The sequence below is a fragment of the Mangrovibacterium marinum genome (genome assembly GCF_003046625.1).
Classification (GTDB): Bacteria; Bacteroidota; Bacteroidia; order Bacteroidales; family Prolixibacteraceae; genus Mangrovibacterium; species Mangrovibacterium marinum.
In genome coordinates, this window is sequence record NZ_QAAD01000025.1 from 25,783 (window position 1) to 48,801 (window position 23,019).

Below are 23,019 nucleotides of genomic sequence, written 5' to 3' on the forward strand. Positions count from 1 at the left end.
ATTTCATTCGTAGTGTAGTCGTCGTGTGCGTTCGGCGTTTTCATCCCGAACGGTCAACAGCAGCAGCGTGTCAGGTCAAAGAATCCCGCTACGGTGTTCCCTTTTTCCGATACAAATCCTGACCGAATAAGCCAACCATGCTGCCGACGGAAAAGTCCGTCCAACCACCGGCAAAAGCTCGTGGAAGGACCGACTTGTGGTGTAGCCACATTAGTAGTAGTAGTTGTAGTAGATTATAATTGTGTAAAAAAGCCATTCAATAGTAGTTTGCCATTGCCGTGAGCTTATCAGCATACAGAAAGAGGCTCGACGAGATCAGCTATTCAGCGACCTTCTGAAAAATCTCCGCTTCAACGATCCGAAGCTGACCTTCGGTGTTCAAACCTTCCGGGTCTTTAAATCCGTCGAGCTCTTTGTTTCCGCTCAGTTCGATCATATTCTGGAAAGCATCTTCCTCGACGCCAGCACCGGTTAGTTTGATGGTCACGGTTTTACCAACGGTCGGTTTTACCGGGATGGTGATATACCCGAGGCTACGTTCCGTTTTGCCTGACCATACAGTCTGGTCGCCAACTAAAATATCGATCGGGTACGACTGCCGTCTCCAGCCGGTCATTTTCAGCGAGATCTCATCAATGCGGGCTTCATCGGCCAGCTCGTAGCTGATCCATCCCGTGGATAATAGTCCGTCGTTGGTCCACTCGCTCAGTTCATTGTCATCGTAACTCTGAATTGCTTTATCCTGGTTTGCTCCGGCTTTCACAGCGACAATTTCGAGAGTTTTGCGGGTAACTTTGTACGAAGGTGTCAATGGTGTCGGCCCTTTCTCCAGGTTGGTCGGTAAACCTGCTGATGGTAACTGGCGACTCAGGCCGTTCTCTACCGCAAAGGGTAGGGTCTCAAAATCAATCTTCGCTGATTTCAATCCTTCAGCAGAAGCTTTCACCGTTACTTTACCGGCTTTGGTTGTTGAACGAATAAACGCGCGGTTCACACCACACTCCACCGGGAGCGTTGTTGAACCAATGTAGTTGTTTGGTCCTTCGGCAATGCCACCCAACCACTCACCGGCTCCGCTCAACTCGAAATCAATTTTATTCAGGGCTGTCGGGCAACGTTGGCCGTTTTTGTCAACCACTTCAACCTGAACAATAGCCAGGTCAACGCCATCAGCTTTAAAACCAACCGGCGACTGAATGCTTGTCAGCTTGATGGCATAAGGTTCACCAGCCGTTTGAATCCGATCTTCAGAAACCACTTCGCCTGCCTTGTTATAAGAAACGGCTTTGATTTCACCGGCTTCCCATTTAATGTCGGGGAAGGTGTACAGGAATCGGTAAGAATTTTCGCCCAATCCTTTTGATTTTCCGTTGACAAACAATTCAACCTGAGTGCCACCCGAAACCACATAGATTGGTTTCACCGTGCCCGGTTCGTAGTTCCAGTGCCCGATAATGTGGGTTAGCTGCTTTTCCAGGTCGACCCAACCGGCCCAGATGACTTGCTGGGCGTAGAAATTATCTTTCGGAATACGCATTGGGTCAACCTCGCCGCTACGACGGTAATTTTGTGCCCCGCGATAATGGGTGTTGCTGTCCGAGAAGATGATCTTGGCGCCGCCACTGCTCACCCGTGTTCCGGTTCCGGGGCGTTGTTCCCAGTAATCGAACCAGCGAACCACATTTTCAATCGCGTGCGAATCCTGATTGTGATTGTAAGCACTTGCATCGGTTACTTTGCTCCCGTTAATGTTGTGGGCATAGGTACCGCCCTCCCCGTTCTTGTGATACGGTGGTGTAAATTCGTCCCAGTATTTGCGCAGACCTTCGTCGCGCGAGTATTCGGTGGCAAACAAGGGTTTTCCGGCACTCTTATTAATGTAGAGCATTTCGCCACCATATTCGGCAACTTTGCTGTCCAACATTTCGCGACTGCCAATGGCCCTGCCCCCGTGCGGATCGTAGGTATCGCGAATTTGTTTGAGTTCGGCCATGTGACTTTCGCTGATGCTTTCATTTCCACCTTCGTAAAACAGGATACTTGGGTTGTTGCGGTTGTAAATGATGGCATCGCGCATTACCTCGCAACGTTGTTCCCAGCGACGGCCGGTCACGTCTTTTTCCGAGTCACCGGCAGGCATCGCCTGGATCAATCCGACCCGATCGCACGACTCCACATCCTGTTTCCACGGACTGGTGTGCATCCAGCGCACATAGTTGCCACCCGACTCAATCATCAGTTTATTGCTGTAATCGCTCAACCACGCCGGAACCGACATCCCCACCGAAGGCCACTCGTTGCTGGTGCGTTGGGCGTATCCTTTCATCATAAGTACCCGGTCGTTCAGGTAAACCATGCCGTTTTTGAATTCGGTTTTGCGAAAGCCGGTCCGAACAGGCACTTCTTCAACGACTTTCCCGTCGACAAGCAGTTTCGATTTTACGGTATATAAATAACCATAACCCCAGCTCCAAAATTCCAATCCGCTGATGCTATCCTGCGCTGTGATGGTTTGGATTCCGTTGGGTGAAATCATTCGTTGGGTTCCATCAAATTTAGCAACTTGCTTACCATCCAAATCTTCAACCGTAATCTGTAAGCCGGCAGCCACTGCTTTACCAGATTCATTTTTCACTTCAGACTGAACATGCACAGTGGCCGACTTTCCTGGAATATCGAAATCAGAGGCATAAACGTAAACCCCGGTTGTTCCCAGGGTTGAAAACAAAGGCAAGGTTTGATATATTGAACCGGCCGTGTGCAACTTCACATTTTTCGGAATACCGCCATAATTGGCATTGAAATTTTTATCGTTCCACTGGTAGCGCTGGTTGTAGAATCGTTCGCGGTAATCCCAGGCATTATCGGTACGAACGGCCACCACATTCTCTTGCGGATAAGGTTTTACCAAATCGGAAATATCCAGGCCAATCGCTGTGATACCATTTTCGTGCAGGCCGACTTTGACTCCATTTACATAGAACTCGCCCGCCTGACGGACTCCTTCAAACTCCAAAAAGATTTTTGTATTCTGATCGTCTTTCGGCAAAACGAAGGTTTTGCGGTACCAGGCAATTCCGGTTGACAGTTCGGTGATGTCTTTCAGGAAGGCTTCATGCTCATTCCAGGCATAGGGCAGCGTAACGTTTTTCCAACTCGAATCGTCGAAACCAACCTGGTCGGCCCCTTCAGCATCGCCGATAAACAGTTTCCAATCGGGATTGAAGTTATAGGTGTGGCGGCTTCCCTGCGCCACCGCATTCAGATTAAATACGACTGCCAGAATAAAAAATAAGACTCGGATCCTGTTTGGTCGACTGTGCTCCATTTTCACGTGTATTAGTTAGATTGACTTTTAAGTTGTGCATTCCGGCTCATTTTTTTGAATGCTGCCACCGGGCAATGCAGAAACATTTTCAAAGCTAACTGATCAAGCTTAAAGCGGCTTGACAATTCTTGACGCCGACTTGACAAAACTTGCCACAGCTAAAAAGAGCCGAGTCAAAGCATTAATTTTCAGCCAAAAACTGCGACGGGCTTTTACCAAATTGTTTGCTGAAGCTGCGTGAAAACGTAGATAATTCGTTGTAACCAACTTCGAAAGCAACGTCAGAAATACTCATCTCCTTTTTCAGCAAAAGCTCCTTGGCCCGGTTCATCCGGATGGAGGTGATGAATTGGTGAACTGTTTGACCAGTGAGTGCATCCAGTTTTCGGTATAGTTGCCGCTGGCTGAGGTTCAGTTTTTCGGCCAACACATCGGAATTAAATCCTTCGACATTCAGATTTTCCTGAACCAGCCCGATTGCTTTGCGCAAGAATTCCTGTTCGAGATCAAGCTCCGGTTTTGCGTCGAGCAGCGGTTCACCGGCCTGTTGAAACTGCTGCTGCACTTTCCGGCGATTTTCCACCAGGCTTTTCACCTGTGCTTTCAGTACCGAACTGTTAAACGGCTTGGTCATGTAGGCATCCGCTCCTTTTTCCAGACCTTCAATTTTAAACTCGTGCGCCTGCCGGGCAGTCAGTAAGATTACCGGAATGTGGCTGGTTCGGATGTCAGACTTGATTTTTTTACAAAACTCTATGCCATCCATTTCGGGCATCATCAGGTCGCTGATGATAATGTCGGGCACCAGGTTCGTCGCTTTCTGTTTGGCTTCTTTCCCATTTTCTGCCGTTTCAATTTTAAACAAGTCCTGTAATTCTTTCTCCAGGTAATTCCGAATTTCCGGATTGTCGTCGACAATCAGTAGCAAGGGCTTCTCCGATGTATATTCCTGCCCGGCTTGTTGATTCAAAGGCACTTCCTCAGCAACCGGGACGACTTGTTCTCCAGCTTGCTGTTCATCCTCCAGCGGCAGCTCTACAATAAACCGGCTACCGTGCCCGGGTTTACTTTCCACCCGGATTGTTCCGCCCATCAGTTCGACCAACTTTTTGGTCAACGCCAAGCCGATACCGCTGCTACTTCCTTCATAGCTTTTGTTGGCAGCAATGCGAACAAAAGGACTAAAGATCGTTTGCTGCGCATCGTCCGGGATTCCGATCCCCGAGTCGTTGACTGACAACACCAGCGTCTTACGGCTTCCGACAGACTGGTCCGCGGCCTTGCGCTCTTGCACATCTACCTGAACAGTCCCTTCATCGGGCGTATATTTGATGGCGTTGCCCAACAGATTGAAAAGAATCTTTTCAAACTTATCCTGGTCGATCCTTCCCCAAACGGAAGGTTCTGATGCGTGAAAGCTCAGTTCGATTTGCCGGCGACGGGCGCGCATCTGAAACGAACCGGTAATCTGCCGGGCAAATTCAACCCAATCGGTATAGGTCGGGTTTAAGGTTTCGTTTTGTGTTTCAATTTTCCGGAAGTCGAGCAATTGATTAATCAGGCTCAATAAACGGGTCGCATTTCGGTGAATAATCTGAAGGTAGTCTCGCTGTTTATCCGGTGGCACATTCCCTTCTGAAAGCTTTTCAACCGGATCTAAAATCAGGGAAAGCGGCGTTCGCAATTCGTGTGAGACATTGGTATAAAATTCAAGTTTTACATTGTCAACGGCCCTTATTTTTTCTTTTTCGACCCGCTCCAGCGCCAGCTGACTGCGAAATTTCTCCTTTGCCAACAAGTAATAATAGATCGCTATCAAAACCGCCACTATTATCGAAACATAAAATGCCCAGGCAAATGAACTCGCCCAGAAAGGCGGCTTAATTCGAATCAGGATCCGCGCTTGCTCATCCGACCAGGCGCCATCCGGATTGGCAGCTTTCACCTTCAACACATAACGCCCTGCAGGTAGGTTCGAGTAAACAGCCTTTGCATTGGCAGCTCCCGTTTCAATCCAGTTCTTGTCAAAACCCTCCAGCTTGTAACGGTAGCGATTGTTTGCCGGCTCGGCATAACTCAATGCCGCAAACGACAAGGCAAAACTTCGTTCCCAAAACGAGAAAGTCAGCTCGTTGGTATGGGCTAACGCCTGTTCGAGCAATACCCGCCCCCTCCATTCTTCCCCAATCGCCACTTCCGAGTTCAAGACTTCCAGTGCCGTGAAACGCACAACCGGTGCAATCGGATTCAATTTTATCCCGGAAGGCTGAAAAGACAACCAACCACTTTGTGCTCCAAAATAAATCTGTCCGGTTTCCGGATTTTTATAGCAACTGTTATCCAGAAAACTAATTCGTTCTTTATCGACCAAAGGATCGAAATGCCTCAGCTCATCCGATTTCTTGTTATACCGGGCCAAACCGGCTTTGTGGCTAATCCAGATATTTCCGTTAGCGTCGCCCGTGACAGCCGAGATGTAGCCATCGGACAATCCACTGTTTTCAGGCATTACATGAACCTCACCCTCGGGATCAAGGTAACATAAGCCATTTGACGTTCCTGCCCAAATAAGCCCTTCGTCGTCTTCGTAGAGGCAATAAACCCGGTTGCCGGGCAGCCCCCGAACGGAGTCATGCTTGTTGCGGTAGGAAATAATTTCTTCTCCCAAGCGCTTTCCCGCTCCTTGCTTCAGACAAATTAGCCCACTCCCTTCTGTCGCCAGCCAAAGGTTTGCCTGTCGGTCAAACAACATCGCCATAACGCTGCGCTCACCAATGTGGGATGATAGGTCGAACCATTCAAACTGATCTTTTTCGGGGATATAGCGCGCAATGCTTCCGTAGAGACCTGCCCAGAGTTGCCCTTTGTCATCGCAACAAAAAGTAAAAACCGAATTAGGCATATCGGCATTAAACAGCTTTCTGGGACTGTACGATTTCAGTTGATTCCGTTGAGGGCTGTAGCGATGCATTCCCCGGACACTTCCAAACCAGATATTCCCCTTGCCATCGGGAACAATTGCCCGGGTGCGAAGCAGATTGTCACCTCCCGGAACCACATCGGCCATATCAACAGATCTACCGGTTTGCTTATCCAGCTTTCTTACATTTCTATAATTTCCAGCCAACCAAAGGTACTTATCGTCCTCATAAATAGCCCGGATCGCGTTATTTTTCCATATTCCCTGTTCTTCAAACCGGGTGTATTGAAAATTGAAGGGTTTGCGATTGAGATCGGCTTTGTTGATGTCTCCGTTGGCCATGCCCACCCACAATATTTGCTGATCATCCAGGAAAATCCACGAAGCGAAATCGTCAGATAGCGCCCCGGGCTTGCTCAAGTCGTTTACAACTTGCTTTTTCAGCCCGGTTTGAAGATTATATTGCCAAAGGACTCCATCGTCCAGCTCCCATTGCATATTCGCATAGGTAACCTGCTTCCCTTTAGCGATTGACTCAAGCGCCTTTTCATACAAATTAGAATAGTTAGCGGTGGCTGCCTTTTCAATCTTCTGAAAGCTTTCCTGAAGAGGATCGTAGCGCCGTAATTCCCTGTCAAAACCCATCACAATCAGCTCGCCCGCATCATCCGGAAAGATGGTTCGGATTCGGTTTGAAGAAATTCCATTTTCGTCCGATTCCGTATTTCGAAAGATTTTGAACTGTATACCATCGAAGCGAAACAATCCGTCCCAACTACCAAACCAGACGAACCCGTCTTTGTCCTTCACAATTCCCATTATTGCAGTATGTGGCGTATCCGGCCCGGCTACAACTTTCTCAAAGTACAGATTCCCGGGCTGCTGGCTGAAGCCAAATAACGATTGCATTAGCAAAAAGGACAGCAGGAGATATTGGTATTTCATTGTTGACGGTTTATTGGTGAGGCTAAATTAGTAAATCAATAAAATGTAGAATATTTTCCGCAGCTGTTTTATTACAAAGCAACTATTTTGCGATCCCGCGACCAAAAGAGATCGAGATACAGCTGCAATCGACAACACCAGTAGAAGGTATTCGGCTCCGGCATACAAATCCAAATTGCCAAGCTGAATATTCACCTCTTCAGCCCAAGTCTTCGGAACCGGTCTATACAAAAAAACCATGAAACCTGTCGGGTTCCATGGCAGTTCGTAAAAACAAAATCGATGCTATTATTAAAACGGACTATTTACAATTTCAAATCATTACGAATTATTTACTGGTCATGATTTTCAGAATCATTTTATCGACATCCCCCATTCCTGTACTACCAATATCGGTGAGGTTTTTGATTGTTTTATCCACATCGGCATCGGCAATTCCTTCCAGGGAGCTGATCACCTTGTTATCCATGGCCATCATCGCCGAGAATACTGCTGATGAAACTGAACTTGATACTTTTAACGCACAACTAGGCTTGGCGCCGTCGCATAACATACCGGTTATGTTCCCGATCATATTTTTCACCGCATAAGCCACCTGGTCGCGGTTACCGCCCATCAAGTGGGTAATTCCGCAGGCTGCGCCAATACCTGCGACGGTAACGCCACAGAGCGCCGACAAGCGTCCCAACCGACGTTTGATGTAAATGACCATTAAATGGCTAAGCACCAGGGCACGCACCAAATCATCTTCAGGCTTTTGCATTTCTTCGGCAAAAACAACCACCGGCAATGTGCAGGTAATCCCCTGGTTACCACTCCCCGAGTTGCTCATCACCGGCACCATTGCACCGGCCATCCGCACATCGCAGGCCGAGGCTGTAACGGCTACCAATCGGTTGTAGACACTGCTCCCCATCAGATGGCGGAAGGATTCATTTTCGATCACGCGGGCTACCGAATGCCCAAAGGTTCCTTTTCTGGATTCCTCGGCCGCCATTTTATTTAGCCGGGCAGCTTCCAGCATGAAGTGCAATTCTTCGACTGGCGCTTGCAAGGCAAAATCGTATATCCGGTTGAAGTCCAATTGGACTTCATTGCTGTCTACCTGCTGGAAGTTTCCATTCGTAAACCCGTCATGAATCACGTCCCCGTTCAACTCCACATAGGCAATGTTATTATGACTTCCGCATATAATGACCTTTGCCTCTCCCCGGGCTCCGAAACAACGCGCTTCGATATACAGCTTATCGAGAACATCTTCTTTTAACTCAACAGAAGTTCGCTTTTCATCAACAATCTTCTTCGCTTCGGCCAAAGACTCCGGATCCATATCTTTTAGTACTTCCAGTCCATATTCCGACTTTCCAACGACCATCCCCAGCGCAATTGCAATGGGCAGGCCAATCATTCCGGTTCCGGGAATGCCCACGCCCATTGAATTTTTTAAAATATTCCGACTCAGAAACAGCTCAGCACGAATCGCTTCTTCCTGAAGAACCTCTCTTGCTTTAGTCACTGCTAGGGCAACCGCAACCGGTTCGGTACAGCCGATTGCCGGGACCACTTCCCGATGAAGCAAATCAAGTAATTCTGATGTATTTTCAAGCACCATGGTATTGATCTTTATTGAATGAGTTTTTTTAATGAAGCGACTGGAATAGCTGTTTTAACAACCATTTGCACCGGTTTGTCGGGTAATCCCGTGTGAAACAGAGTGCGCGTAGCCGAGACGGTGCCAATCACATTTCCGGCTGTGTTTACAATAGCAGCGCCGCTCGAACCGGTTGCAAAATCGGCAGAGATGGTCATCACATCTCGCCCGATCGTACTTTTCCCATCGAAGGTCGGAAACCCGATATTTTGTTTCCCGGTTACAATCCCCTGCGAAAGCGTATAGTACATGCCCTGCGGATGGCTGACGATAAAAGCATCATCGCCGATTTCGGCTTCCTCTGCCAACGACAAAAACGGAAGTTTTTCATTGGATGTATCCAGCTGCAAAATAGCCAGGTCGTACTCGGGTGCGGCCAGCAAAACTTTACGAACGGCCAGGGTGCGTCCATCGTGCATACAAGCGACAAAAGCTTGCGGTTTGAAATGTCCATCCCGGTTCATGAAGTAATTCAGCACATGATAATTCGTAACACAAACACCTTCGGGCGAAATCAGGTAGCCGGTGGCCGGGAAAATGTGCAGCTGATCGCAATTATCGCACAAACAGGCATCGGTCATTATAACAGTTGCAGCAGCAACTTTGCGATACAAATCGGGGGTGGACAATCGCTTTTCATTTTTTTTCTGATGCAAACTCAACTTTACCGGGCCGACATTTGGAGCCGCTTGCTCCCGGGCTTCTTCCTGGCTGACACTGGTTCCGGCCTTGATGATTGAATCAGCCTGTTCAATGAGTGGTTTCTCCCAGTCCGTCCACTGATTGGGATAGCTTTGCGCAGCCGCTTCTCCTCCTCGGGTAACGAGTCCGCAAAACAACAGATAAACGGCCAGCAACTTCAACTTAGTTATTCTTTTCATTGTCTTATAATTATTCCTAAAATCAAACTCAAATGCCCTTTCAACCGGGCATAGAAAAGCCCAGCCAGCAGATCCTAAAATAGACTTGAAGAATCCTGCCAGCCGGGCTTATCTATTCTCAACTACGTCATCCTAGTCTCCCAGTATTTCTTCCAACTTTTTGCCTAGATCTTCGCCCCGAACATTGTCGGCGATCAGGCGGCCTTCGTTATCAATCAGGTAAGTTGTAGGAACGGCTTTCACTTTGTAGAGCGATGATACTTCCAGGTCGTTGAAGTTTGGCCACTTCAGGCCTTCTTCTTCCAGGGCTTTGGCCCAGGCTTTCGGGTCTTTATCGATTGAAAAGCCGATCACCTCAAATCCTTTGGAAGCATATTTTTCATAGTTCGCTTTTACATTTGGAAGTTCTTTACGGCAAGGCACACACCACGACGCCCAGAAGTCAATCAAAATCACTTTTTTGTCCTTAATCAACTCATTTAAGGTGCATTGCTTTCCATTCTTATCGGTTGTGGTGAAATCCGGTACTTTTTCGCCTGTCCGGTTGGCAGGATACAAGTCCTCGGCCACCATTTTACCGTAATAGCTATTTTTTGCCTCTTCCGACATGGCGTCGAACGTCGGGCGGACTTCGGAAGTAAAGTACGAGTACAGGTTCAGCATCATCAACGGCCCCCAGAAGGTTTCTTTGTTATCCTCGAACACCTGGTTGTAACGTTTCTCCACTTCAGCGAAAAAAGCATTCTCCGCCTGCACATAGTCCTGATAAGCAGGCAGGTTTTTGATGGAATCCATCCGGGCCTGGTCCTTCTCACCCCGCGCTTTGCCGTACATGGCCTGAACGTCGGCATAACGTTCGTTTTTCTCTTCGAATAATTTATTCAGCCCTTCCCTTACGGCCATTTGGCTTTTAAAGTAGTTGTGGCTTTCAGATCCTGTCACCTCCATTTTGTCGAAGGCCTGAGTTGTTGCGCCATCGTTCCCGGGGCGCTTTTTTACCGTACCTTTTACGCTGATGGAGTTGTTTTCAACCATCAACTGGAAATAGTCTTCCTTGTCTCCCAAAACCAGAAAGTACAAGCGTGGCTCCGGAACCGTTCCTGCGAAATGAAATTTTCCGCCTTCGATCGTCGTTTCAGCTTCGGGTTTTACGTCGTATTTGGCAAAAGGCACCAGGGCAATTTTTGTCCCGTCGGCGGCTTCGCTTAACTCGCCTTCAATCTTGTAGCCACGGCTACATCCCAGGCTGCAAATGATGAGCAAGCCTAAAAATCCTGTTAATAATTTCTTCATTGTAATCGTCTATAAATTAAAAAATCAAATACCTACTTTCATCCTGACAATTTTCCCGTAGCCTTCAGTTACGCTTGGGTTAGGCCCCGGCAAGCCAAACATCATCCCCCAAAACCAATCCAGTTTACCGGAGTACGGGTCGATTTCGCATTCCACGATTTTACCGTTTTTCGACGCCTCGTTCCAGGTTGCAAACCAGTAAACACGACCTCCCGTAGGGAAACCTTTCGCCGGGATACTGTACATCGCTGTAACTTCATCTCCTTCGGGCAAATCGTAAACCTTATTTGAAGTTGTTTCGCCCGAAGTGATTGAGAAACCGTAAATGGCTTTGTCGGTTGCGTAGTGGAAGGTAGTGCCGGATGACTCGGCATAGAACATGGTCGCGTTTTCAATGTCCTCACAAGCCGACAGATCGATTTTGGAGCGAGAACCATTCCCCGACAGGTCGCTGTCGTCGGAAGCCCACAGGTTGTATAACCACAAAGCCATTTTCCCGTCTTCGTCTCGGAGAACAACACCCGTATAATCGCCATTGTAGGTGAACATAGCCAGGGGGAGCGAGGGCAAATTACGGGCATCGACATAAGCGCCGGCGCTTGCTGCCCCGTATTTGCTGAAGCTTGTGCCGCCGGTGTAATACCGCATAAACGACTTGCTCTCTTCGTCGAAGATGACACATGCAGCTCCCGAACTGTTCGAGTATCCCTTTTGGGTAATGTACGGGAACGCTTCGTAGTCGCCGGAAATAGCGGAGGAGAATTTACGATCGTTGCTAAGATTATTGTTGATCACGTGCAACTTTCCGTCGTTAACCAGCAGTTCCTGGTTTTTCACATATTGATATTCCCGGGCATTCAGGCTTGGAGCGGAGTAAAACATCTCGTCAAAATTCTCCATGGTCAGGAAATCATTTTTATCCAGACGACGCCCTTCCTGGTTGGTAAATGCATAATAATAGCCTTTACTGCAATAACCAAAGGTTGATGGAGAACCAGGAATCATACTGCCCGTCTTCTCACTGTAAAAGTGTTGTTTGGTTTCGGCACTGAAGATCAATGCCAATGGCGTGTAGTAAATATCAATATCCGTGTTTCCGTCATATTCAGTTAAACACATCAATCCATAAAAAGAGCTGGCCGAAACGACATTCAGGTAATTACTGTGGTTCGGATAAATGTTGTCTGACAAGCCCAACACGGTGTCCTTCACTTCCAGGTAGTATCTGTAGCCCCCCGGTTCAACATCCACAATCCAATCCAGGTCTAATGTGTGTGCAATGGTATCCGGAGCCGGATATTGGGTCGTATTTCCAACGATCTCTGTTTCATAAGGGAAAGGCAACAGAAACCAGGTGTAACTTAAGTTTTCGGGATGAGCATAATCCACCATGGGATTCACTTTTATGGTATCACCCAGGTGAACCGTAAAATAAGGACTGGCCTTAGTAACACCAGTCGTATCGATTGCCAACTCGTCAGCATCAATATAATCGTAGTTTCCGTGGTCTTTGTAACACGAGGGCACCAGTGCTGCAATCGCGAGCGTGAGCAATATGGCAAAGAATAATTTTCTCATAATTCGAATAATTTTGAAAGTAGCTGTTAAAACGTAATTAAGTTGCCGTCCTCATCGGTTAAAGGATCACCCGGGTGCTCCAGGTTATACACCCGAAGCGCTTCGGCCAACTGAATCTGGTAGTTTTTCAACTGTGCCCAGCTTAATACATCCGTGTCAAACGATCCGGTATTCAAGACATCGATAATGAAGCGATATTTTGTGAGACTGTACTCGCCAAAGAACTCTTCCAGGTCACTCCAATTATTGGGTTTCGACAGGATATCGGACCATTTCAGCAACAAGTGATTTTGCTCGTTCACTCCGACTCCGAAATCAGCATTCCCTTTCACCTGAATGTACAAGCTCACTTGTGTTGCTTGCAATTCTTCGGTTCGGTTAACAACCACCGGAAGCGTTGCCGAATAGGAACCGGCAGGAATGATCACCGATTCGGGGAAAGAATACATGCCGGTTTCGGCAGTCGATAAAGCCGGATCAATTTCAAACTCCGCTGTCCGGTCTGCATCCGAAGCCTCTCCCATCACATAAACGGTAACCTCAAAAGTGGTGTCGGTAATTGTGGAACTGTAATTCGCGAATGAAAATTCCAGCGAATCGGTTCCAAGTGTCCATACTTCCGGCCCCTCCATTCTCAGCCGGGCTTCCGAGTTAAAATAAAACGGATCGTTTTCGCAGGCAACCAGCGCTATTAAAGCGGATATTGCCAGATATAGTTTTAATCTTTTCATTGTTCCTGGTTTTAACATTAGCGGTTGCCAAATTCAACTTCATTATCCGGCATCGGCCAAACGTACACCGCATTGTTGGCTGCAACCGATGAACCCTCAATGGTGCCAATATTCAAGCGTTTGTAGTAAAAGAACAGCTGTCCTTCACCTAAAAACTCCTTGCGGTATTCCTTAAAAATTTCTTCCTGAATTTCAGTAGCAGTCAGGCTTTCCGGCAATTCATTATCGGTTGAAATATTTCGGTACGAACGCACTTCATTCAACAACTCGACGGCACGCGCCGGATTGGTTTCCTTTTCGGCTTCGGCCGCGATGTAGTAAATTTCCGACTTGCGAATTACCGGCATCATGTCTTTAAAATCATCATACTGGTGATATTTCCAGAGATACTGATTTTCGCCGTCGTACTGAAAACCGAACAAGGAGCGGAAATCATTTCCCAGCCCTTTCGAGGATTTCTCGAAGATTTTATCCAGACTTTCTTCCGTAAAGTAGAATGAATTTGCACCAGCCTCCTCGGTGAAATAAGCGTCAACATAGTCCAGCATATCCGGAATATTCAGCCGAAAAACCAACTCCGGCGTATAAAGGCGGTTCACCTGATCGTTGGGTGGGCCCTGTACTTGGGTAAAGTGTACCCAGCCAGCGGGTGAGCTATTTCCATCTTCGTAGTCGGTGATCACTTCTTCGGCTACTTCTGCCGCATTGGTTAAATCACCTTTCCAAAGGTAGGCCCGGGCCAGAGTTTGCTTTGCCGCATAATAGTTGAAAAAGTAATGGCGCTCCTCTGAAAATGAATACGGACTATCACCAATACGCAGCGAGTCGGTTTGTAAATAACTAACAGCGTCTTCCAAATCAGCAATAATCAAATCCATCGTTTCATCAACCGTTTTTTGCGGTGTTATTGAAGGATCATAAGCAGTTACATAAGGTACAGCCAATGCTTGTGCATTGCTGGCCGGGCTTGGTGAAAAAGCTTTCAGCAATTCGAAATGTAAAAATGCCCGCAGGCCTAAAGCCTCTCCGCGATACAGATTGTAATGGTTCGCCGTAAATATGGTCGAATCAACGGTATTGTAATACTCCAGCATCACGTTCAGATTGGCAATACAATTGTAAGCCGTACTCCAGACATTGTTGATTCGTGATTTAACTCCCGAGTTCTCGTAATCGTATTGGGCTGCATACCGATAGGTATTCGTCGCGTCCATATCGTAGTTTTGCGACAGGACCTCGGCCAGGCCAAAAGTCATTTCGCGACCATACAAAGCTCCGGTTGCCATTTCGGAGTACACACCGGTCAATTGGTCGTAGAATCCGCTCTCGCGGCTGAAATGCTCGTCGGTAAGGATTTGGGATTTCGGGCTAACATCGAAGTAGTCCGAGCAGGAAGCCATCGACAGGGCCAGTACGCTGCCTGCGAATAGTTTACCCGTTATTTTTAGTATTGAAAATCGTTTCATAATCGTTCCGGATTAAAAGGTTGCTTGAATGGTGAAAGTTGCATTACGGGCAAACGGATACGAGGTACCACGTTCGGTTTTCACGGATGAGATCACGAAGATGTCGTTCAGGTTGACGCTCAATCGCAATTGTTGCAAGAAAGATTTTTGAACCAGGCTCGTCTCGCGGAAATCGTAGTAAACGTTCACCGACGAAAGTGTCAGCGTGTTGTTATCTTCCACAAAGCGAGTGGTCGGGCGCGTGTAACTTTTATCGGTGATGGCCTTGAAGCGGGCTAAATCACCTTCTTGCTGCCAACGATCGGTAAACACTCTTCGATCAACATTATAGGCAACATCAGCATTTTCAACTTTGTCCACCAAGGTTGAATTGTAAATCTGACCACCCAAGCGGTAGTAGAATGAGATGTTACAACCGATGTTTTTAAATTCGCCGCTGATGCCCAGGTTACCGGTTACATTAGGCATGGCATCGCCTGCGGCAATCTGGTCGTTGGCATCCCACTCGTAGGTTGTTGTACCATCTTTCTTCACAAAAATTTCCTGTCCGTTTTGCGGATCAATTCCTAAAGACTGCACCGCCCAAATTGTATTGATCGACTGCCCTTCAACGTAACGAACCGATGGCGTTGTGATGTCGTCGTAGTTTGTCGATGTTTCAGCTTCACTTTTGGTTTCATCCTGCGTGTCGTTGAAAGCTTTCAAACTGTTCGAAATCTCTTTCAATTTGTTTTTGTTATGAGCAACCGACACGTACAAATTCAAGAAGTCACGACTTGTTTTGCTTTGATAAGCCCGCACATTCAGGTTGGCTTCAATCCCTTTGTTCTCCGTTTTACCCAGGTTGGCCCGGTAATAGCCAAATCCGGTTGACGGCGGAAGAGTCACATCGGTTAACATATCTTCTGTATTTGCGACATAGTAGTCAAAACGTCCACTAATACGGTTATGCGCCAAAGCAAAATCAAGACCGACACTCTTGTCGTATTTTGACTGCCATTTCAGATCAGGATTAGCCAAACTTACAAGATACGAACCGATATTTCCGTAATAACTTGTATTTGTATAATATCGCAGGGTCGATAGGGCTTCGTAAGTATTAAACCCTTGAGAACCGGTGTACCCAACCGAGAAACGCAGCTTTAGCAGGCTAATAAAGGGGCTGTCGGCCAGGAATGTTTCCTTGTGCATGTTCCATCCGGCACCTAGCGACCAAAATGTTCCCCAACGTTTATTGCTGCCGTATTCCGACGAACCGGACAGACGATAGTTGGCATCAAACAAATAACGCTCGTCGAAAGAATAGTTCGCCGACAGTAAAGCTCCGGCAGTATGGCTGATCCCTTCTGTTCCGGTTGGCTTGCCGCCTTCAGCATACTGCACGGCAAAAATAATATGATCCATGTAGTCATTCGGGAAGCCTTCAGCACTGTAGGCAACCCGGTCGTAACTATTGCTGGCAAAATTAACCTGACCGTTCGTAAACAGCAGGTGCTTTCCTTTCACAAACGAATAGTTTACACCCATATCGCCATTTATATAATGTGTCCGTCCATTTGATTGAACGTAACTTCCTTTTTTCAGGACATCAGTGTAATTCAGGAAATCAGTATGAGAAGCCGGTTTAAACAGGTCAGTTCGGGATTCTTTAGCGCTAACGCCCAAACGACCAACCACTTTCAATCCTTGCCGGACTGTCCACTCACCATAGAAGTTGTTGGAGATATCGGTATAGGTTGAACGATCTGTTGTATTGATCGTTGTGTTCCAGATTGGGTTTGCTTCCAGTGTTCCGTTATAGTTATATGACTGGACCATATTGCCATTCTCGTCGTACAAGCGACTGTAAGGGTTCATCAGCGCGTACTGACTGAAGGTCCCATAAGGCGAATTATTACTTTCATTATAAGTAACAGCCAAACGGTTACGAAACAAGATGTTCTTTTTACGGTAAGTTAAGGTAATGCCACCGGCAAAAGTCTCGCGATCAGAGCCTTTCATGGCACCGGCAACGTTGTTGTAAAAAAGGTCGACACCGTAGAGCATGACATCGTCGCCACCATCGATATAAACCGAGTGCTTTTGGCCAACGCCTGTTCGTACAGGTTGCGCCAGCCAATCGGTATCCACCCCGCGCAAAACTTCCAGCATTTTATTGTTGTACGTTTTATTCAGCGACAATTGCGTGACATAGTTGTCGGAGCTGTAAAGGCCGGCCAAACGCTCAACTTCGAGCTTTTCAGCAGCGTTGGCCAGATCGTAACTGGTCAGATCGGGCATCTCAAGCGACAAGCCACCATTGTAAGTTACACGAAGCTTGCCTCCTTCGGGCCGGCGTGTTTCAACAACGACCACCCCATTCGCACCCTTTGAGCCGTAAATTGCTTTTGCAGTAGCATCTTTCAACAGGGTGATGCTCTCAATCATATTGATGTCCAGGTCCTTTACCTTTTCTATCGTGGTTTCGAAACCATCTAAAATGAAAAGCGGTTGGTTTGGATCATTTTCATACTGGCTTTGAAAGTTTTGCGAAATTGAACTGGTTCCGCGCATCTGATAGGTTGCAGTGGCATTCGGATCGGACCCGGCAGCAAGGTTGTCAACTTTCACAAACGAAGGATCGATATTTGCCAGGCCACTCAAAACGTTTTGCGTACTCATTTTCAGCAACTCGTCGCGTTTAACTGTCGTCACAGCGCCTGTGTATGTGTTGGCTTTACGGGTAAAAGCCCCGGTTACAACGACCTCCGAAACGTCTTGCGTGTCCGGCTTCAGGGTTAAACTGATTTGTGACTGACCATCGACAGCAACTTCTTCGAGTTTCATTCCGATGAATGAAAACTGAATGACCGCATCAGCCGGGAAATCCGCTTTCAGGCTGTAATTCCCTTTGTCGTCGGTAAACACACCAATGTTGGTGCCTTTCAACCGAACCGTTACCCCGGGAATTGGCTGGTTGTTGGAGTCAACCACCCGGCCCGTGATCACTTTCTTTTCCTGAGGCAACTGGTCGGTTTGCTCCATCTTGCGGATCACAATCACATTCTGCTCCACCACATAGGTCAGCCCGGTGCCTTGTAAACAGCTGGCCAAGGCATCCTGCACCGTTTCGCCGGAGATGTTCACATTGATTTCTCCGACTGCCTTCAATTCTTCCGCATTGTAAGCGAAAATAAATTCCGACGATTTCTCCAACTCCCAGATAACCTCTTGGAGCGAAGCATTCTTCATCGTCAACCTGATGACATTATTTTGCATCATCGCATAAGCCTTTCCATTGGAAATGAAAGGAATAAGCAGCAACAGCAAGCATAGCTTAAGCGCGTACTTCCTCATTTCGCCACGGGGGCAAACATTACAGAGTTTTCTTTTCATACTAACAAATTATGGTTTTGGGTAAATTTTTCTTGTCGTTTCGACTATTTAATGAGATGCGTGACGGACCGTGATTACCCGATCATTAATCGACATGGTTAGTAAACCATTTGCCTCAAACACCTTCAACAGAGGTTCGATGTTGCTGTACCGATCTAAATTACAGCCGAAGGTCATTTTCCGCAGATCGTCGTCTTCATAAATGACCTTTACATCATACCAACGCTCTACATTGCTCATAATTTCGTCGAGAGGACGGTCGCGGAAACGAATGCGTCCATTGCGCCAGGCTGTTGCAAAGGATACATCGACCGTCTGTTTCGTTAACCGACCCGACCGGATCTCCAAGGCAGCCTGTTCCCCGGGAACCAAGATTGTACTTTCTCCATCGGCGGTGCTTGCACTAACCGAACCATTCACCAGCGTGGTATATACTGCGGGTTCATCTTTGTAAGCTGAAATGTTGAACTCGGTTCCCAGCACACGAACATCCATTCCCCCGGCATTGACAATAAACGGCTTGGCTTTGTTGTGGGCTACTTTAAAATAAGCCTCGCCCTCCAGTTCCACTTTCCGGATATTACCCTCAAAATTGACCGGAAACCTGAGGCGCGAATCGGCGTTCAGGGAAACCTCTGTCCCGTCACTCAGCGTCAAAACGTATTCGCCTCCGCGCGGCACAATTAGTTGGTTATACACCGGTTTGGCTGCCTTTTCTGTTTTTAACTGTTCGTAGGCCAAGTGTTTTTCAGAAAGCTTTAGCTCTGCTCCTGTTTCAACCCGCAGCGCATTTTCCTCGATATCATTTAAACGAATCGCTTTTCCATTGTCCAGAACAAGTGTTGCCTGGCTAAATCCGGGTGAGATTTCAGGCAGCTCATTTCGTTTAAATACGTTCAAATTATCGCTAAACAAATAGCCCATGACGATTGCAATCGGTAAAATCACGGCTGCTGCATATTTGATCCAGACCGGCATCAGGCGGCGCTGCTTCTTACCACGCTGCTTTTTCTTTAAACCAGCCCAAGCCGATTTGGAGTCGATCTGTTTCAGCGCTTCAAGTTTTTTTAATTTGAAAGGCTCGGCGGAAATCTGAGCATACCACTCCCGATTCTCTTCCGACTCGGCCAACCAACCGTCTAAGACAGACTGTTCCTCTTGGTTCAGCTGCCCGGCCAACGACTTTCCAACCAAGGCTGCAATATCAAAATGGTACTTTTCAAGACTCATATATTCTTTTTTATTTTCTGCATTGACAATCCTATAACACTTGGATACAAAAACAGGGTACGTCGAAAATTATCTTTTTTGTAATATTCTTAAAAAAGGTCGATAAATTGCCACAAATACAGCCCTTCAGGTTTCAATAAAGTGAAATTAACGCCCCCAAAGTCACATTGTGAAAACGAGAATGAATGGTCGGGATATTTTCTACTGAAACAAAATGCAAGACACCAGAAAAACCAGCAAACTCTGCTCGTTCAGGCTTTCCCGTAATTTTTTGTAAGCTCGCTTTTTATACGCCTGGACCGCGTGTTCCGAGAGTTCCATTTTTTCGGCAATTTCGCTGTTTTTGAGCCCCATCAAGGCATGTTTAATCACCAATCGCATTTGCGGGGGCAATTGCTCCACTGCCTGGTAAAGAATGCGGTAAGCTTCTTCTTCCATTAGGTATTGAAGAAATTTTTCGTCCGCCTCAACGTCGGCTCCTTCTTGAATTTTTGCCAGTTTTTTGCGGTCGCGCAGGTAGTTCAAACAGCTATTGCGGGTAACAAGGTATAGATAGGATTTAATTTTGTAAGCATGATCGAAGTCGATGTGTTTATCCCAGTACTTTATGAAGGTATCCTGAACAATATCTTCCGCAGCATGCTGGTCTTCGACGTATTTCAAGGCAAACAAACAGAGCGAAGGGTAGAAATGATCGAAAAGCGAATGAAACGCAATTTCATCTCCTGCTTTTAGTCTCCCTACCAGTAATTCAATTCCCTGTATGCCCATGTTCCAATAACAAATTCGGCTTAATAATAGTTAAAATTTGGGAGAGGCTCTCTGTGAATCCGAAAAACACTCCTTCGGGTTAAGCCAATGTAACCTGCTGTTTCCGGTACCGGATCATAAACGGACTCCCGTAAATACCGATATGCCCGGACAGCAAAAATTTGCATTCCATTCTACTCTCGTTCAGCATAAAATAACCGGGAAATAGCAAAACAGCCTGCCGAATCTGACATAGCTGAGTTGCAAAGTGCAACTCAGCTATGGAAAAGGCAGATTATTCTCTTAGAATTTGTTTTTCCCTTTTTGAATTATCAGCTGTTCCCCGCCTCCATCCCAAAACAGGTTGAGCTTTAGCTCTATGTTCGATTCTATTTCAAGAACAGGCTTTTCTGATGGTGAATTTCTTGTAAAACATTTAAACGAAAGCAAGCCCTCCTTCCCCATTGGATATCTTTCAATACCATGCTCCTCTAAAAGGTTAATCTTCCAATTAACGCTTTTTTCAGGCAAATTGACGTTGATTCCGAATACACCTTCAAAAAGCACAGCAATTGGAGGCAAGCCTGTCCATCCTACAAAATCGGGGCGTGCTAACAGGCCTGGGTTTGCACTTTCCGGTGCATAATACTCCCAAAAGGTTCCGGTATCTCTGAATACCTGAAGAATCTGATCGTGATGCCGACGTGCAATGTTAAAAGCCTGCTTATCATAGCCGTTTTTCTGAAGCCCTTTAATAATCATGAAATTTGTTGGGGCCCAGATTCCTCCCTGCCAGTACCGACCATCAGTTTGATATTTTTCATGGTCGGCAGAAAGAGAAGGAACCGGAAATTTGCGATTAAATGTATTTGTGTCATTCAGATGATTTACAAGTTTATCCAATTGGGATTTATCCAACACATCGGCAAGCAAAGCCCAATACGCACCTACCCCTTTTGTAATACTCAGGCTTCCGTCGGCAAAGCTGTCATATAAAAAGCCAGATTTCTCATCCCAAAGATGTTCTCTAATGTAAGAGCTCAGTAGGCCTATTTCATCTTCAATATCTTCAATTTCCTGCCAGCGCTCAAGTACAAAACCAAATTTCAATAATATTTTATCTACCATCAATTGCTGTAAACAGGCATCAAGCCAAACCATGTGCCCATGACTGTATATTAGATTATACTCTTTAGGAACACGTGGCATATTGTCCATGCCTGTTCCCCAACCGCTGGTCCAGTACGATCCGTCTCGCCAGGTACGGTTCAGACGCAACCAACGACTAAATGCAGCTAACGCAGGGAAGATCATGTTCACACGGTCCCAATCGCCAAAATGGTTGTAATATTCCAATTCAGACCACGGAATAATATTGGGGCCAGTACTTACCGGATCGTAACGATGAAAAGCATCATCGCCGGAAGCCATAATTTCACGGCAGATAAAACCGTCGAGATGCTGTAGAGAGTAAAAATTATTGAGTGTTTGCTGAAAAGGGAATAAACGACTTCCATAACGGGCAAACATGGTAATAAAGGCAGAATCCCACATAAAAATATTACCATTGTATGCCGTATCAAGGTAGCTCGAAACAAATCCTGAACCAGGTTCCGGTTTACGAACATGACCAATCCCTATTTCCCAAGCTTTCCAATACATATCGATGGCGTCATCGTGTCCTTTCCAGAAAGGAGACGGTAATACTTTCTTCCCATTTTCAAATGACGGTGGCTCTATCAAATCAGGATCCATTCGCCGGAATTCATTTTCTGCAACAAAACTGTTTTTTACATAGGTATTTTTATATGGCAATTTATACTCTGATTTTCTTTCTTCGGCTTTAAGTACGATAGGAGCAAGAGACATTGCAGATCCTGCCAGCGCGCTTTTCTTCAAAAAGTTACGTCGATTTGTTCTCATTTGTCGTTTTTAAATTAATGTTCAACTTCGGTTAACGGCAAAGGGCTGCCGCTCCGTAAATCGCGTGATCATCTTTTTCTGAGATCCGAATCTCCAATTTATTTGCCGATTTGGAATAAGGAAAATCAGTTATTGCCATCCGCATTGCATCTTTGAAGAATGGAAATGTTTTTGCAACAGAACCGCCAAAAACAATCATTTGCGGATCGACAGTAGCCATTACAAGTTTTACGAGTTGACCGATATGAAAACCAAAGTCGTTAAACACTTTTAGCGATGAAGGATCTCCTTCTTTTGCCTTCTCGTAAAATTCCTGACCACTATGACCACGCTTCTGAAAATACATTCCACTACAATAATGTTCATAGTCAGAATTGAGATAAGGGACAATGCAGAATTCTCCTGATCCACAGTTGGCATCTTTTAAAAGCCTACCGTTTTGAATGATTCCAGCACCCAAACCGGTTCCCAACGTTACGCCAACAAAATGCTGAAAGTCTTTACCTTCTCCATAAATTTTTTCGCCAATGGCAAAACAGTTGGCATCGTTATTCACAAAAACCGGAAGATTCAGTTTCTCTTCCAGCAAACTTTTAATGGGCACCTCTTTCCACGCAGGAATATTCATTACATCATAAACAATTCCTTTTTCCACGTCAACAATACTCGGAATACCAATGCCAATGGCACTTGTGTTATAAGTAACAACTTTCGAAATGGTTTCAACAATAGCATCTACCACCACCATTGCATCATAAGCTTTTGGCGTGGGACTAACTGCTATTTCTTCAATTTTCTCGTTTCCTACGCGTCCTACTTTTATGGTTGTTCCACCCAAATCAATCCCAATAACTGGAACTGCTACATTTGACTGGACGGTAGGTTAAGTATAATTTATTTACCTATATTATGAGTCCTATGAGAAAGAAGTTTGACAAAGAATTTAAG

At 46.3% G+C, this 23,019-nt stretch carries 14 protein-coding genes; all 14 read right to left on the reverse strand.

Annotated features, from left to right (window positions below; translation table 11 throughout):
• Positions 1–88: 88 nt before the first annotated feature.
• Complete coding sequence (locus C8N47_RS18810) at positions 89–256, reverse strand: hypothetical protein (protein WP_170111430.1); 168 nt, start codon at positions 254–256, stop codon at positions 89–91.
• A gap of 63 nt (positions 257–319) precedes the next feature.
• Positions 320–3,328, reverse strand: coding sequence for a glycoside hydrolase family 2 protein (locus C8N47_RS16500; RefSeq protein ID WP_107823677.1), 3,009 nt, complete (start codon positions 3,326–3,328; stop codon positions 320–322).
• A gap of 181 nt (positions 3,329–3,509) precedes the next feature.
• Positions 3,510–7,193 carry an ATP-binding protein gene (locus C8N47_RS16505; protein WP_107823678.1) on the reverse strand — a complete coding sequence of 1,228 codons (3,684 nt, stop codon included), beginning with the start codon at positions 7,191–7,193 and terminating at the stop codon, positions 3,510–3,512.
• A gap of 328 nt (positions 7,194–7,521) precedes the next feature.
• Complete coding sequence (locus C8N47_RS16515; RefSeq protein WP_107823680.1) at positions 7,522–8,805, reverse strand: L-cysteine desulfidase family protein; 1,284 nt, start codon at positions 8,803–8,805, stop codon at positions 7,522–7,524.
• Positions 8,806–8,816: 11 nt separating this feature from the next.
• A complete protein-coding gene (locus C8N47_RS16520; RefSeq protein ID WP_107823681.1) occupies positions 8,817–9,725 on the reverse strand; it encodes a S1 family peptidase in 909 nt (302 codons plus the stop codon).
• A 132-nt stretch (positions 9,726–9,857) separates the two neighbouring features.
• Complete coding sequence (locus C8N47_RS16525) at positions 9,858–11,018, reverse strand: TlpA disulfide reductase family protein (RefSeq protein ID WP_107823682.1); 1,161 nt, start codon at positions 11,016–11,018, stop codon at positions 9,858–9,860.
• A 24-nt stretch (positions 11,019–11,042) separates the two neighbouring features.
• Positions 11,043–12,596 (reverse strand): PKD-like family lipoprotein, encoded by a 1,554-nt coding sequence (locus C8N47_RS16530; RefSeq protein WP_107823683.1) that lies wholly within the window; start codon positions 12,594–12,596, stop codon positions 11,043–11,045.
• A gap of 26 nt (positions 12,597–12,622) precedes the next feature.
• On the reverse strand, positions 12,623–13,327 hold the full coding sequence (locus C8N47_RS16535) for a DUF4843 domain-containing protein (RefSeq protein WP_170111431.1): 705 nt from the start codon (positions 13,325–13,327) through the stop codon (positions 12,623–12,625).
• 17 nt (positions 13,328–13,344) lie between these two features.
• Positions 13,345–14,793, reverse strand: coding sequence for a RagB/SusD family nutrient uptake outer membrane protein (locus C8N47_RS16540; protein WP_107823685.1), 1,449 nt, complete (start codon positions 14,791–14,793; stop codon positions 13,345–13,347).
• 12 nt (positions 14,794–14,805) lie between these two features.
• Positions 14,806–18,168: a SusC/RagA family TonB-linked outer membrane protein gene (locus tag C8N47_RS16545; protein WP_107823686.1), complete on the reverse strand. Its 3,363-nt coding sequence runs from the start codon at positions 18,166–18,168 to the stop codon at positions 14,806–14,808.
• Positions 18,169–18,216: 48 nt separating this feature from the next.
• The gene (locus tag C8N47_RS16550) at positions 18,217–19,398 is read right to left on the reverse strand and encodes a FecR family protein (protein ID WP_107823687.1); all 1,182 of its coding nucleotides are present in this window, start codon (positions 19,396–19,398) and stop codon (positions 18,217–18,219) included.
• 201 nt (positions 19,399–19,599) lie between these two features.
• A complete protein-coding gene (locus C8N47_RS16555; RefSeq protein WP_211316188.1) occupies positions 19,600–20,169 on the reverse strand; it encodes an RNA polymerase sigma-70 factor in 570 nt (189 codons plus the stop codon).
• Positions 20,170–20,451: 282 nt separating this feature from the next.
• The gene (locus tag C8N47_RS16560; protein WP_107823688.1) at positions 20,452–22,071 is read right to left on the reverse strand and encodes an MGH1-like glycoside hydrolase domain-containing protein; all 1,620 of its coding nucleotides are present in this window, start codon (positions 22,069–22,071) and stop codon (positions 20,452–20,454) included.
• Between the two features lie 31 nt (positions 22,072–22,102).
• On the reverse strand, positions 22,103–22,921 hold the full coding sequence (locus tag C8N47_RS16565; protein WP_107823689.1) for an ROK family protein: 819 nt from the start codon (positions 22,919–22,921) through the stop codon (positions 22,103–22,105).
• Positions 22,922–23,019: the final 98 nt, after the last annotated feature.

Bases quoted from the DNA above. Each gene is read 5' to 3' on its own strand.
- C8N47_RS18810 (WP_170111430.1), bottom strand. From the start codon at position 256: ATGGCTTTTTTACACAATTATAATCTACTACAACTACTACTACTAATG.
- C8N47_RS16560 (WP_107823688.1), bottom strand. From the start codon at position 22,071: ATGAGAACAAATCGACGTAACTTTTTGAAGAAAAGCGCGCTGGCAGGA.
- C8N47_RS16505 (WP_107823678.1), bottom strand. From the start codon at position 7,193: ATGAAATACCAATATCTCCTGCTGTCCTTTTTGCTAATGCAATCGTTA.
- C8N47_RS16520 (WP_107823681.1), bottom strand. From the start codon at position 9,725: ATGAAAAGAATAACTAAGTTGAAGTTGCTGGCCGTTTATCTGTTGTTT.
- C8N47_RS16535 (WP_170111431.1), bottom strand. From the start codon at position 13,327: ATGAAAAGATTAAAACTATATCTGGCAATATCCGCTTTAATAGCGCTG.
- C8N47_RS16545 (WP_107823686.1), bottom strand. From the start codon at position 18,168: ATGAAAAGAAAACTCTGTAATGTTTGCCCCCGTGGCGAAATGAGGAAG.
- C8N47_RS16530 (WP_107823683.1), bottom strand. From the start codon at position 12,596: ATGAGAAAATTATTCTTTGCCATATTGCTCACGCTCGCGATTGCAGCA.
- C8N47_RS16555 (WP_211316188.1), bottom strand. From the start codon at position 20,169: ATGGGCATACAGGGAATTGAATTACTGGTAGGGAGACTAAAAGCAGGA.
- C8N47_RS16500 (WP_107823677.1), bottom strand. From the start codon at position 3,328: ATGGAGCACAGTCGACCAAACAGGATCCGAGTCTTATTTTTTATTCTG.
- C8N47_RS16540 (WP_107823685.1), bottom strand. From the start codon at position 14,793: ATGAAACGATTTTCAATACTAAAAATAACGGGTAAACTATTCGCAGGC.
- C8N47_RS16550 (WP_107823687.1), bottom strand. From the start codon at position 19,398: ATGAGTCTTGAAAAGTACCATTTTGATATTGCAGCCTTGGTTGGAAAG.
- C8N47_RS16525 (WP_107823682.1), bottom strand. From the start codon at position 11,018: ATGAAGAAATTATTAACAGGATTTTTAGGCTTGCTCATCATTTGCAGC.
- C8N47_RS16515 (WP_107823680.1), bottom strand. From the start codon at position 8,805: ATGGTGCTTGAAAATACATCAGAATTACTTGATTTGCTTCATCGGGAA.